Source organism: Methylobacterium sp. J-072, from assembly GCF_022829425.1.
Taxonomy (GTDB): Bacteria; Pseudomonadota; Alphaproteobacteria; order Rhizobiales; family Beijerinckiaceae; genus Methylobacterium.
Genome location: NZ_JAKSYK010000072.1, coordinates 54038 through 67480, shown reverse-complemented (window position 1 = coordinate 67480; position 13443 = coordinate 54038). Strand labels below are relative to the sequence as shown.

8 protein-coding genes and 2 pseudogenes are annotated in these 13443 nt (G+C 64.5%); 6 read left to right on the top strand and 4 right to left on the bottom strand.

Annotated features, from left to right (window positions below):
* Positions 1-727, top strand: a pseudogene (locus MKK67_RS07020) (hypothetical protein); the annotation flags it as partial.
* 344 nt (positions 728-1071) lie between these two features.
* Here the strand turns inward: MKK67_RS07020 and MKK67_RS07015 are convergent.
* Genes MKK67_RS07015 through MKK67_RS07005 form a run of 3 tightly spaced genes read right to left on the bottom strand, consistent with a single transcriptional unit; the run spans position 1072 to position 4387 of the window.
* A complete protein-coding gene (locus MKK67_RS07015) occupies positions 1072-1281 on the bottom strand; it encodes a hypothetical protein (protein ID WP_243963036.1) in 210 nt (69 codons plus the stop codon).
* A gap of 59 nt (positions 1282-1340) precedes the next feature.
* The gene (locus tag MKK67_RS07010; RefSeq protein WP_409568375.1) at positions 1341-2648 is read right to left on the bottom strand and encodes an HlyD family type I secretion periplasmic adaptor subunit; all 1308 of its coding nucleotides are present in this window, start codon (positions 2646-2648) and stop codon (positions 1341-1343) included.
* Between the two features lie 5 nt (positions 2649-2653).
* The gene (locus MKK67_RS07005; RefSeq protein WP_243963035.1) at positions 2654-4387 is read right to left on the bottom strand and encodes a type I secretion system permease/ATPase; all 1734 of its coding nucleotides are present in this window, start codon (positions 4385-4387) and stop codon (positions 2654-2656) included.
* Between the two features lie 509 nt (positions 4388-4896).
* Between MKK67_RS07005 and MKK67_RS07000 the strand changes: the two genes are divergently transcribed.
* From MKK67_RS07000 to MKK67_RS06980, 5 genes and pseudogenes are all read left to right on the top strand, one after another.
* On the top strand, positions 4897-5067 hold the full coding sequence (locus MKK67_RS07000; RefSeq protein ID WP_243963034.1) for a hypothetical protein: 171 nt from the start codon (positions 4897-4899) through the stop codon (positions 5065-5067).
* 256 nt (positions 5068-5323) lie between these two features.
* Positions 5324-7483 (top strand): glycosyltransferase family 4 protein, encoded by a 2160-nt coding sequence (locus tag MKK67_RS06995; protein ID WP_243963033.1) that lies wholly within the window; start codon positions 5324-5326, stop codon positions 7481-7483.
* 41 nt (positions 7484-7524) lie between these two features.
* Positions 7525-8595, top strand: a pseudogene (locus MKK67_RS06990) (glycosyltransferase family 2 protein).
* Positions 8596-8744: 149 nt separating this feature from the next.
* Complete coding sequence (locus MKK67_RS06985) at positions 8745-9161, top strand: hypothetical protein (RefSeq protein WP_243963031.1); 417 nt, start codon at positions 8745-8747, stop codon at positions 9159-9161.
* A 175-nt stretch (positions 9162-9336) separates the two neighbouring features.
* Positions 9337-11742, top strand: a complete 2406-nt coding sequence (locus MKK67_RS06980; RefSeq protein WP_243963029.1) for a glycosyltransferase — start codon at positions 9337-9339, stop codon at positions 11740-11742.
* A gap of 9 nt (positions 11743-11751) precedes the next feature.
* On the opposite strand, the gene MKK67_RS06975 is transcribed toward MKK67_RS06980, so the two are convergent.
* Positions 11752-13401 carry an SGNH/GDSL hydrolase family protein gene (locus MKK67_RS06975; protein WP_243963027.1) on the bottom strand — a complete coding sequence of 550 codons (1650 nt, stop codon included), beginning with the start codon at positions 13399-13401 and terminating at the stop codon, positions 11752-11754.
* Positions 13402-13443: the final 42 nt, after the last annotated feature.

The window sequence follows — 13443 nt, the reverse complement described above, 5'->3', positions numbered from 1 at the left end:
CCATCACACCACACGCACCGAAGCTGACGGGACCCGTCTCGCCGCGACCCACGTCCTCAAATCGAAGCCGATCGAAGCAAAGCGCATCAGGCAGAAGCGGCACCGACGGGGCCTGCGCGCCGATCGAGATATCGTCGCTCTCCTCGACCTTCGTCGATCAATTCGCCGTGCGCGAGGCGAAGCGCGTCGAACAGCAGCGTCTCGATCGTGCCGCCAAGCGCATCGAGGCGGCCCGGGATCGTGCCTGGGCTGCCCTGCAAGCCAGCTACGGAAGGGGGGCGCGGACCAGTACACGGTGTGGAACGCCGACGCGAACGGCAACTTCACCGGATACGCCGTCGGTACGGTGTCGGGCTCGGACCCGTCCCTGCTCAAGCTGGAAAAGAGCTTCGCGCAGGATCTGAACAACGACGGCCAGATCGGGGTCGCAAGCATTCCCAACGCGATCGATGTGGGCTCGACCGGCACTGGCAAGTTCGTGGCCAGCGCAGGCGTGGACAACTTCGTGTTCCACACCAACTTCGGCAAGAACGTGATTTCAGGGTTCGACGTCAAGCAGGACGGGCTGTGGTTTGATCACACCGTGTTCTCCAGCCCGGCGGACATTCTGAGCCACGCCACGGACGTGAACGGAAACGTCACCATTGTTTTGGACGCCATCAACTCGGTGACGCTGCAGGGGGTCACCAAGGCTCAATTGACTGCGTCTGACTTCCACCTAGTGTGAGCGCCAACTAGGCTGGGAGGTCATGTGGCGCAGGGCCGCCAGGGTCGGAACGAATCGCCTTGGTCCAAAGCAAAAAGCGCTTTTGTTCTAAGCCTTACCTACCACTTGCGCGATTTAAGATGCACCGGAACCGTGGGTAGTTCATGACCATGCAGCCCAAAACGGACCGTGGGAGGGGGGGGCGTCTGCGGCTGAGCCGATAGGTCGAGCGTACGGTCGCTCGTTGCGCCGAAATGGGACTTGAAGCCGCGGACCTGTTTGATTGGAAAGCTTGTGAAACCGCACGGGCGGCTTTGTCATAGGAACCGCACGGAGGCGCAGAACAGCTTGACGCCATCACCCACTCACACCGCGGCGGTCGCGACTTGCCAGGCTTGCATCGCCTCTGCCCGAAAGGTTCGAAGCGTGCCGCAGGACACGAGGTGGCGCTGAAGTTTGACGGTTTTGTGGATGGCGGCATGGGATGTGAGGAAGCGCTGGGCTGATCGAGCCGATCTGAAACGTTGCATCTTCCGTTCGCGCCACGACAGCGGCTGGTGGTAGTTCTCGGCCACTTTATACTTCTGCAATCTCTGCTCATTCCGGCGTAAAGCATTAAGCCCCGCCGAGGCGCTCATTTCTCCCGCCACGCTTTCGCGACCTGATCCTGCAACGGCTTGGTTAGGTATGAGATGGCGGTGCGGTCGCCGGTTTGGATGAAGCTCTCCACCGGCATGCCGGGCACAAGTTTCAGTCCTTTCAAACGATCGAGTTCCGACGCCGGCACGCTTATGCGGATCGTGTAAAAGGCCGCTCCCGACTTGGCGTCCTGGCTGACATCGGCCGAGACCCGGCTCACTTCGCCGATCAACTCCGGCGTGGTGCGCTGGTTGAAGGCGGAAAAGCGCAGCACCGCCTTTTGCCCGATCCGCACTTGGTCGATGTCTTGCGGCTGGATCTTGGCTTCAACCGTGAGCGCATCCGCCTCGGGCACGATCAGCATGATCGGCTCAGCCCCTGGCGTAATTACGCCCCCCACGGTGTGAACGGTGAGCTGATGAACCTTTCCGTTTTGGGGTGCGCGGATGTCCACGCGCTTGAGCTGGTCTTCGGCCGCGACCTTTTTTTCGACCAGCTCCGAGGTTTTGGCCCGGATCTCGGCCAAGTCCTTGCCGACTTCCGTTCGTAGGTCCTGGTCGATCTGCAGGATCTGGAGCTCGGTTTCGCTGATCCTGCCTTTGGTTTGAGCGATGGTGGACACAAGCGTGCCCCGCTCACCCTCGATCCGAGCCGCATCGCGTTCCAAAGCCGTCATCCGCCCGATCTGGATCAGGTTCTTCTGCCAAAGCTCGCGAACGCCCTTCAGCTCCTCGAACACGAGCGCGAGTTCGCGCTTCTTGGCCGCCAGCTGGTCGGTGAGGCCCGAGATCTGTTCGCGAAGCTGAGCGATGCGCTCCCTGAACTGCGCGCTCTGGCCGTCCCGCGCCGCGCGGCGGATTTCAAACAGCTTTTGCTCGCCCTGGACCACCCGGGCTACCTCGGGATCCTTTGTTCGCGCCAAAAGATCGGCCGGAAACACGATCCGCTCGGTTCCGTCCTGCTCGGCTTCGTCGCGGGCCTGCTTGGCCGCGAGTTCGTCCAAGCTTTTTGTGACAATCGCCAGATTGGCGCGGGTTTGCGTGTCGTCGAGGCGCACCACCACGTCGCCGGCTTTGACGGGATCGCCCTCGCGCACCTTGATTTCGCTCACCACGCCTCCGGTCGGGTGCTGAACCTTCTTCACGTTTGAGTCCACAACCAGCGATCCAGGCGCGATCACTGCACCGGACAGCTCCGCGGTCGCCGCCCAGCCCCCAATACCAAAAGCCAAAAGGCCGGCGACCGCCGCCCCGCCCAGCAGCGAGCGGCGCATCGAGCGATAGGTTTTGCTGTTGGGTTGCATGGTGATCAGACCGCTCCGGCCGCCGCGGCTGCGGGACGCACAGGCCCACCCGGCCCCGGCATGCCCGCCGGCGCTACTGCCTGCGCGGCCGGACGCATGATCTGCTCCTTGGGTCCCAACGCCTTGGCTTCGCCGCCGCCCATCACAAGCACCTGGTCGACGGACGCCAAGGCGCTCGGCCGGTGCGCTACGATCACCGCAATCCCATTGCGCGCCCGCACATTCGCGATCGCCTGCGTCAGGGCTTGTTCGCCTTCGCTGTCCAGGTTTGAGTTGGGCTCGTCCAGCACCACAAGGAACGGATCGCCATACAGGGCCCGAGCTAGGCCGATGCGCTGTCGTTGTCCGCCCGACAGCGCCATGCCACCCTCGCCGATGCGTGTGTCATAGCCCTGTAGAAGACGCACAATCAGCTCATGCACCCCCGCCTGCTCGGCGGCCCGGATGATCGCCTCAGGATCGGCGTCGGGTTCAAATTGGGCGATGTTCTGCCCGATCGTGCCGTCAAACAGTTCGATATCCTGCGGCAGATAGCCGACATGCCGACCCAAAGCTTCGGGCGACCATTGATCCAGCGCCGCTCCGTCTAGCCGCACGCTGCCGCGCGCCGGCCGCCACACGCCCACTAAGGCTCGCGCCAGCGACGACTTGCCCGACGCGCTTGGGCCGATGACGCCCAGCGCGCTGCCGCTTTGCAGGGCAAATGACAGGTCCCTGACCACAAGCCGCTGATCGCCGGGCGGCACCACGCTGAGCGCCTCAACCGACAGCGTCGACGCGGGCGGGCGCAAGGGCAGCGGCTCGGCGGTCTCGGGCACGGCCACGAATAGTTCGCGCAAGCGCCCCCAGCTTTGACGAGCGCCGGCAAACGCCTTCCAGTGCGCGATCACCAGCTCAACCGGCGCCAGGGCGCGGGCGGACAGGATCGAGCCCGCGATGATGATGCCGCTGCTCGCCTCGCCATGGATGACAAGATAAGCCCCCAGCCCGAGCACGCCTGATTGCAAGGCCATACGCGCCACCTTGGACGCGCCACCGAGCCCACCCGCAACGTCGCCTGCGCGTTCGTGCGCATCCAGATGCTGCTGGTTGACCGCGCTCCAGCGCGCGTTCAAACGCCCGCCCATGCCCATGGCGACGACGACCTCGGCGTTGCGCCGGCTCGCTTCCGCAAGACTCATGCGCGCCGCCCCGTGCAGGGCCGCAGCCTTGACGGGCCTGCGAGTGAACACTTCGGTGCAGATCGTCAACAGCACCAGCACAACGGCTCCCGCCGAAGCGGCAAGTCCGATCAAAGGATGGAATAGGAAGCAGATCGCCAAATAGAACGGCATCCAGGGCAAATCAAAAAAGGCTAGCGGCCCGCCTCCGGCGAGAAAGCTCCGCACCTGATCAAGATCGCGCAAGGGCTGCAGGCCCGCGCCGCCCCCCCGCCCCATCAAGGGCAGACGGGTCACAAGGGTAAACACCCGCGGACTTAAATGCTCATCCACCGACCGAGCCATGCGGGCGAGCACGCGCTGGCGGCAAAAGTCGAGCGCCGCTTGACCCCCATAGAGAACAGCGGCCAAAGCCGAAAGGGCGATCAGGGTCGGCACGCTCCGGCTCGGGAGGACCCGGTCGTAAACCTGGAGCATGTAAAACGAGCCGGTGAGGTAAAGGATGTTAATCAGAGCGCTGAACAGGAACAGCCCGATCACAGCGCTCCGGCAGCCGCGGATGGCCGACAGAAAGCTCACGGGAGAGGGCTTCGAGGCGGCGGATGCGGATGGTTGCACGTCGTCTTTCCAAAATCCTGGGCTCTGGCCAAGGTCAATCAATCACTCAAGGCTGTGCTACAAATGTCTCGGAACGCACAAAACTGGTGCGAGCGGCTCAGATCCTACCCGCTCCGGACGGCGTCCATTTGGCGCCGCCACTTCTATCCCGGTCATATTGGCTGCGGATGCAGTAAATCTGTGTCGAAGCAAAATATTAATACCCCCTTAACAGGTCGGTCTCATCCCGCAACGGCTCGACAGGTTCAATGAAGTTCGCGCGCCTCCGCGGCCTGCTCATTGGAGGTGACAACGAACAGTGCCAGGCCCCCACGGATGTTCTTTGCCCCGGCGTCGAGCTGCAGCTCGTTGGACGGCCTGTGATGCGGCGCGTCCCCGAGGCTAGCGCGCCTGCGACCTGAGCTCGTCCGCCGGAAGGCCTGTCCTTATGGTTCAAAATCGCCGTACTTCTCATCGCGGCGATCTTCGGCATGATGCTCGCGTCGTGGCATTATGGGGTCGCCGAGGGTTTTTACGGGCGCGTCTTCGGCCAGATCAGAAGCGGTCGCGTGGCGCTGATCCTCTTGATGCCGACGATACTTCCTAACCTTCGTCGGTCGGCGACTCAAGAATTCGCAGCCTTCGAGCGGCTGCGGGAATGAGATCGACAGTGCCCTGAGGTGCACGGCCTGAGCCGGCGCGGCGGTCCCTCGAGGCCATCCGGCAAGCGGTCTCGTCAGATCAGCCTTTGTCCTCGGATGCAGCGAGCGATCCGCACCGCCGCGGGGTAGGCACGCCGGGCCCGCTATGCGAGAAGCCACGCCGCGCTTAGGCTCGGCGGGACTTGAGCACGTCGGCCTAGACGGCTGCCCGCCCTGCGCCGAACCGACAGGCGCGCCGAGAGGGACGGACGACGGCATGCATCCGGATCTGGCGGGATTGTTCGACGCGGGCTACGTGGCCCGTCGCACCGGCGGCCTGGGCAGCGTGGATGCGGCCGCCTACGCGGCCGAGGGCTGGCTCTCGGAATTCGACCCCAACCCCCTGTTCGACGCGGCTTTCTACCGGGCGCAGGTCTCGTCTTCCGACGCCGCCGGCCTCGGCCCAGCCGAGCATTACTGCGCCCGCGGGGTGGCGGAGGGCCGCGATCCTTCGCCGCTGTTCAGCACGCGCACCTACTTGACCCTCTATCCCGATATCGCCGAAGCCGGGGTCAATCCGCTCGGCCACTACCTCCATTACGGCGCCGCCGAGGGCCGACTGCCCAATCTGCTGGAGGGCCGGGCGCTCGCCGAGGCTACCGGCGCGGTGCTGGCGTGTGATCCGGAAAACCCGTACGCGCGGGTCCAGGCAGCGGCCGAGCGGCTGCATGCCAACGCAGCCGACGAGGCCCTGGCGATCCTGGATGGTGGCCCGGTCACCGGGCTCCAGGCCCTGCTTATACGCGTCGGGGTTCTGCTGGGGTTGGGGCGGCGCGAAGCGGCGCTGGAGGCCGCCCACGCGGCCGCGGGACAGGAAGGCGCCGGCCTGATCGGCCGCTGCGCCATCGCCGCCTATCACGCCGAGACTCTGGGTCGGCTCGGGACCGCTGCCGCGGCCTACGAGATCGCCCTGGCGGTCGGGTATGAGGACCCGGCTCTGTTCCGCTTCCGTCTGGCTGTGATCTTCCGGACGTGGGGCCGACTGGTCGAGTCCGAGGAGCAGGCGCGTCTCGCCCTCGAACTCGGCGACACTAGCCCGCACACCAAGGCTCTACACGACCTGCTCAAGCGCGACCGACTGCAGGCCGAGCGTCTCTATGCCGAGAGCCGCACCGTGCCGGATTTCGTTCCGCATGCTTGGCAGGCCGCCAACCAGGCTTGGGCGGTCTATCCGCAGATCACCGAACGCCCCCGCCTGGCCTCAACCCGAGGTGCGGGGACGGGACTCCTCCTCCTTGATTCGAGCTTTCCGTCCCGCTTTTCGGCATTCCGCTATGGCGAGCTGAGCACCTACCTTTACGCGATCCCCGACAGCCGGGCCGCCTCGTCGCTGCACGATATCGGCCGCTATCAGCCTGACCGCACGTTCCTCGACGAGGTGCGTCAATTCGAGGCAGACCATCCGACCCTGACAGGCCGGGTGCGGGCTCTGAACACCGGCCACGACCTCAGCGCTAAGGTTCTGCACACGACTTTTTTGCACAACGCCGCCGTCTTGCTGGCCTCGAACCCGGACCTGCGCGCAGAACGCTTCGTCTTCACCCTCTACCCGGGGGGCAGCTTCATGCCGAACGACCCCGTCTCAGATGCTAAACTCCGGCGCGTTCTCGGCGACCGCCGCTTCGCCAAGGTGCTCACGACCCACACCTTTCAGCGCAGTTACCTGCTCGACCGGGGCTGGTGCGATCCGGACCGGATCGCTTTCATCTTCGGCGCCGTCTCGCCCGATTGCTGGGATGTCGCCGCCAGCGCCCGCTGCTCGCGGCTCGGGCGCCCGCTGGACGACACGATCCGGATCTGCTTCGTCGCCCAGCGCTACACGGAGCGCGGCGTCGAGAAGGGCAGCGACGTGTTCACCGAACTGGTCCGCCGCTACGCCGACGACCCGCGCTTTGAATGGCACTTTGTCGGCGATTGGACGCCGGAGCTGCTCGGCCTCACGCAGGTCGAGCGGGTGCGCTTCCACGGCGTGCAGCCGGCCTCGTTCTTCCCGGATTTCTACCCCGGCATGGACATCGTCATCTCGCCGAACCTGTCCCAGATGGAGAGCGAGGGCGGCCGCGGATCGTTCGACGGATTCCCGACAACCTCCTGCGTCGAGGCTGGGCTGCGCGGGGTGGCGATGTTCCTCTCCGACTCCCTCGAACTCAACCGCCGGCTCGACGGGACGCCGGCCCTCGTGCCCGGCAAGGAGTTTGAGCTGATCACCCGTGACGTCGACGGGATCGCCGCCAAGATCGCGTTCTACGCGGAGGATCGCGAGGCGCTCCGACGGCTCAGCGAGCGTGGCCGGCTCGCGATCCTACGGGAATACAGCTTCGAGCGGCAGATGCGGCCGCGGATCGCCCTGCTACAGGCGCAACTTGATGCCGCCTAAGGCCGCGCCGCAAAGCCAACGTGGATAGGTTCTGAGCAGCGATGTTGCTGTTCGTCTCCAAGTCCGCGCGCGCCCAATTCCTGCGGCGCACGACTCGGTCGTCTCCCGGACGGCGGATTTCCGTTGTGATCCCGTCCTACAACCACGCGCCCTACATCGCGCAGGCGATCCGCTCGGTGCTGGACCAGGACCGTCCCGTCGACGAGCTGATCATCGTCGACGATGCCTCAACCGACGACTCGCGGTCGATCATCGGCTGAACCATCGACGGCTACGCCGGACCGGTCCGGATCCGATGCGAAATGCTCGACCGCAATGGCGGCGCGCATGCGACGATCGCGCTCGGCCTGTCGCGGGCGAGCGGGGACATGCTCAGCATCCTGAACTCCGACGATGCTTACGCGCCGGACCAGTTCCGGGTCATCCTCGATGCGCTGCTCGGCACGCGGGATTTCGTCGCCTTCACGGGGGTCGATTTCCTGGACGGCGACGGGGCCCGGCTCAGCGATGATGATCCCGTCCGCGCCTGGTACCGGGATGTGCTGGCACAGGCTGGCGCCTGCCCGACCGTCGGCTTCGCGCTGCTCCAGCACAACATTGCGGTGACGAGCGGCAACCTCGTCTTCTCGCGCGGGCTCTACGAGACGGTCGGACCGTTCGCGGCCTACCGCATGTGCCACGACTGGGACTTCCTCATCCGCTGCATGATCCATGTCGAGCCGGTCTTCATTCCGACGGTGCATCTCCACTACCGGACCCATCCAACCAACACCCTCAAATCGACCGCCAACCTGATGCACGGTGAGGGATCAGCGGCCCTGAAGACCAACCTCACGCTGATTTCCGGGGGGGACACGGTCAACAGGCTGGCGCCCACGCCGGAGAACTGGCCGGTCTATTTCCGGTTCTTCACCGAGACCTACGCCCCCTGGTTCACCGGCCAGCCGATTGAAACGGTTGCCCGCCAGCTCTTTCTCGCACCGGAGACGCCTCCATACTGGCTGTCGGCGGCCCCGGATCTGGCGGACACGGGCGGCTACCTCACGCAAGCCCCGGCGGAACAGGATGCGCTGGCGTTGCGCAGATTGGTGTCCCTGCTGATGCCGCGGTGATCGCGTGCCGAAGCGCTCAGGGTTGACCGGTCCGGGAGCCGATCGTATCACCCCGCCTCACTCGGCAGATACGCTCTGTCGCTAGTATTTGGTTGATCCTGCTGCGTAACTGACAATCGTAGGATGTCGTGAGTGACACGGAGCCGACCTTGACCGAGGACATTGAGGCGCTGCGCGCCGAACTCGTCGAGACGCAGGCGAGGCTCAAGGAAGCGCAGGGCGAGTTAGCCCGGTTGGTCCGCCTAGCCGAGGCAGACCTCCATCGCCTGCGTCCCGGTGAGCAGTCGAGCGTTGTCGCCTCCTCGGTGCGCCGCCCCGCTGCCAAGGATATCGCCGCCCGGATAGCCCGATTTGCGCAGCTCTATCGAGAGGCCGCATCCGCTGTCCCTGACCGCTCACCGGTCGTATCCGAGCACACAATGCTAGGATGGCTCGAAACTTCTGGGTTGTTCGACCGCCAATTCTACCTCGCATGCAACAGCGATGTTGCGGGTGCCGGCGCCGACCCGACTCAGCACTATTACAACCACGGCTCCGAGGAAGGGCGTCTCCCAAGTACGCTCTGAGATCGGGTTGTCAGGTAATCATTTAGCGTGACAGCGTTAAGAAGCGAATTAAGATAGAAAAAATCTGTATTCGTGGCGCTGACCGGGTGGGTTAGATCATATAAGTTGCGTTGACCCACCCTTCCTCGTGGCCTAGGGGAGCTGTTAGTTGCCGCACGCTCGAGAGGTCAGACCGATGCAGGATGGTTCAGGGGCGGCCGCGGTGGGTTTGGTCAAGTCCACACCCGCATTTGAGCCATGGCAGCAAGATTTCTCGACGATCTATCGCAGCGGTCTGTTCGACCACATCTGGTACGCGATGCGCTACCCCGATGTCGGTTTAACCGACCTGTCACCCCTCGAGCACTACGTGAAGTACGGTGCCAGGCTCGGACGGCGCCCACGTCCCGACTTCTTCGCCGGTCCGGACGAGAGCTTCGATGGCACGTTCCTCAATCCCTTCGCGGCCTGGATCCGGTCTCGACCGGGCATTGAGGACGGTCTGGAGCCGACCAGACCGGTCGCCTCTGTCCTGTGCATCACGTACAATCAGGCTATGTTCATCCGTGAGACTCTCGACAGTATCCTCAGTCAAATCACGAATTTCCCTTTCGAGCTCGTCGTTGGCGACGACTGCTCGAGCGATGGGACCGCAGACATCATCGCGGAGTACGCCGCGCAACACCCCAACCTCGTCGCGGTGCTGCGTACCGAAAATCTCGGAGTGAATAAAAATTTCGCCGACCTCGCGGAACGCTGCCGTGGTGAGTACGTGGCAATCTGTGAGGGTGACGATTATTGGACTGATACCAGCAAGCTCCAACGCCAGGTCGACTTCCTGCGGGAGCGACCAGAATTCACCGTCTGCTTCCATCCGGTACGTGTCGTTTATGAGGAGATGCCCGGTGTCGAAGAGCTCTATCCGAAGCATTCGAGTTCGCAGCCCTCGCTCTCTGATCTCGTCGCTCATAATTTTATTCAGACCAATAGCGTAATTTATCGTTGGCGCTATCACAGCGAGGAAGCATTCCAGCTGGATGACAGCATCGCCCCGGTGGATTGGTACGTTCATCTGATGCACGCCGAGGTCGGTCGCATCGGCTTCCTACCTCAAGTGATGGCAGTCTACCGCAAGCACATGGCCGGGATGTGGGCGACCTATGAGACCGAGCTCGCCCGACACAAAAAGCTCGGTCACGCCGAAATCGAGTTCTTTCGTCAACTGCGAGGCCATTTTGGCGGCCGTTACTCGGTGGGCTACGAGGCTTCGCAGAAGACAATCTTCCGGCGCTTGGCCGAGGCCTATCTTGACGAGGAGGACGTCCCGAGCCTCGGGCACCTGATCGACACGCATTCCGACATTGCCCGCTCGGCTCTGAGCGACATGGGTCTCGATGCACCGGAAGACCTCACCGGCGATCCGTCGATTTTGCGCTCTTGGCTAGAAGAGCAGTTGACTGTCAGTGTGATCGTGACTGCCTATAATCACGCTGGGTACATCCGCCGCTGTCTAGACACAGTGCTTGCGCAACGCGGTCTATTCCGTCTTCAGGTGATCATTGGAGATGATAAGTCCACCGACGGATCGGCCGAAATAGTTGAGGCTTACCGGGCGCGTGATCCGGAGCGGATCACCGTGCGTCCCCGGGAGCGCAATCTTGGTATGTTACGCAACATGCAAGATTGCATCGACGCCTGTACGGGTCGCTTCATTGCCTTCTGCGAGGCGGACGATTACTGGCTCTCCGATCGGAAGATCGCAATGCAAATGCGCATGCTGCGCACTGACCGCGCTCTCGACATGTGCTTTAACTGGGTCCTGCTACACTACCCCGCGACCGGCTCTTTCGTCCCGCACGACGAACAGGGCCGGTATCCGACCGGTACGATTAGCTTTCCAGTGTTAGCCAACGCGCCGCTAAGCGCAAACTTTTCTGCATGTTTCTACCGCGCCGAAGCTCTTCGCCGTATACCGGAGGCATTCTACGAGACAACATCGGCCGCCGACTGGTTGATGAACCTTTATGTCGCCGACAAGGGTCGCATAGCCTTCCTTCGCGAACTCCTGTCAGTCTACACGATCCAGGGTAAGGGCCAGTGGTCGGGCCTGCCCGAGGACATCAAGAACGCCCGGGTGGCGCAGTACCAGAAGCAGTTCGCTAAGATCTTCGGGGAGGGGCGTGGCTTCGAGAAATACGAGGTCGGCTGCACGATCGCCGAGCTCGACGGCGAATTGCCGGATTCCTTCGCCCGGGCGAACCTCGAAACGCCGCAGGACCGCGTCTGGGCCGAGATCCAGGACGGGCAGGTGCTGCTCTCCGGCTGGGTGGTTTCGGCGAGCCGAGCCAAGGCGACGCTCATCGCCGAGGTCGACGGCGCGGTTCAGCGGATCCCCGTGGACGTCCACCGGCCCGATGTGATCGCGGCGGTGCTGGGCGACATGCCGACCACCATGGAGGAGGCCCGCTGCGGTTTCCGCCTCACCCTTCCTTACGCGCTCCACCTCGAAGTGCTGCTCTCGATCGAGGTCGAGCACGAGGTGGTGCCGTGGCTGTCGGTCATTTTTACCCATCGCGTGAAGCGAGCTGACCGACAGGGGTAAGACGGCGGGCTACCGTCCCCCGCCGAGCCAGCGCCGGACCCGCTCGAACGGCGTGCGCGGCCGGTCGAGCACGCGGGTGACCTCGTCGGCCAGCCGCGCGGCGACGATCTCGCGGGCCGGGTCGTCGTAATGGACGATGTCGTAGAAGGTCCCCTCCTCCCGGTCGCGAAAGAGCCCGCTGAGGTCGAGGGCCGTGAAGGTGCTGCGGTAGGGCCGCCGCGCCGCGAGTTCGGCGGTGAACGCTTCCAGCTTGCCGTATTGACGATCGAGATAGGCCAGGAACGCCCCCGAGGCGACGCTCCGCTCCACTTCGGTGAGGTGGCGCTTGCGCAGCACGGTCGGCTGCAGGACGCTCACGATCGGCACGGCGTGGTCGTGGGACAGCTTGGTGAGGCGGTGCGCGGCGAGCCGGTAGTGGTGGACGATCGCGTCCTCCCAGCCGGGCGTCTGCCAGCCCACCTCCGCGCGCAGCCGCTTCAGCTCCTCGTAGATCAGCGTGACCAGCGCATCGTAGGACAGGCCGTCCTCCCGCGCCCGGGGATCGTGCGTGTCGAAGAAATGGTCGTAGAGCCGCTCGGTGATGAAGGCGTTGTACGGGTAGCCGGGCCGCGGATCGTAGGTCCAGGGCTGGAACAGGTCGGTGCTGCCGCTCATCACCACGATCGCGTCGGGCTGGTAGCCGACCAGCCTCGACCAGATCAGGTGGGTCATCTGCGTGAGGCAGCTCGACATCACGCCGAAATTGTAGACTTTTGCGCGCGTGCGACCCTGCGCCTGGAGCAGCCGTTCGAGGCGGCCGGGCAGGGTGCTGGCGAGGGTACCGCCGTCGATGGTGGTCGAGTCGCCGACCACGAAGATCCGGGTCTCGCCGGGGGGCTTGTGCTCCGTGATGGCGGTGGCGTTGAGGAAGCCCTGGGCGTCGAACGGGACGCCGTAATGGCTCGCGCCCGGCTTGCCGGAGAACTGGATGTAGGGGCTCGGGTGGCGGGTGTTCGAGTCGAGATAGCCGAAATGGTGCAGGAACTTGCGCCGCCGCGCGGCGTCCTCGCTCTCCGGCGGCGGCCAGATCTGGTCGACGCCGGGGGCGGTGAGCGCCGCCAGCATCGCGGCCTGGAGCGCTTCGTTGCCGGCGGTGTTGAGGCTCACGCCGTCGTCGCTGAATTCGGGCTTGAGCCCGCCCGCCGCATTCGCCAGGACGGGGTCGTGGTCGATGAAGCCGGCGCCGTATTCGTGCACGTGATCGCGCAGCCACGCATTCACTTGCGCGATGAGTTCGATGGGCCGTCCGGACGCGGCGGGTGAGGCCGGGTCGACCGGCGGGATCGAGCCGACCCAGCTGCGCACGTAGAGGTCGCGCGTGTCGCTGAGCATCGCCCGGATGTCGGCCACGATGCCGTCCAGTGAGACGCCCGGGTGGCCGCCGAGGATGTCGTCGCGGCCGCAGATCAGGTGGAGGCCCCTTGCCCCGTAGAGGGCGATCTCAGAGCGCAGCCGGCGCGCCATGTCCCGGGTTGCCTGTCCGGGGATCCCGCGCGCCACGGTCTGCGGCCCGGAGAAGGCCTCGGGCCTCTGCGCCGTCCAGGACGCGGTCACCGAGTCGCCGAAGAACAGGATCGGCCCGAACGGAAAGAGCGGCCTGTCGCCGGCCGGAGCGCTCATGCGGTCGCCTTCGTCATGCGTGTCGTCGTCCGTGATGCGGGC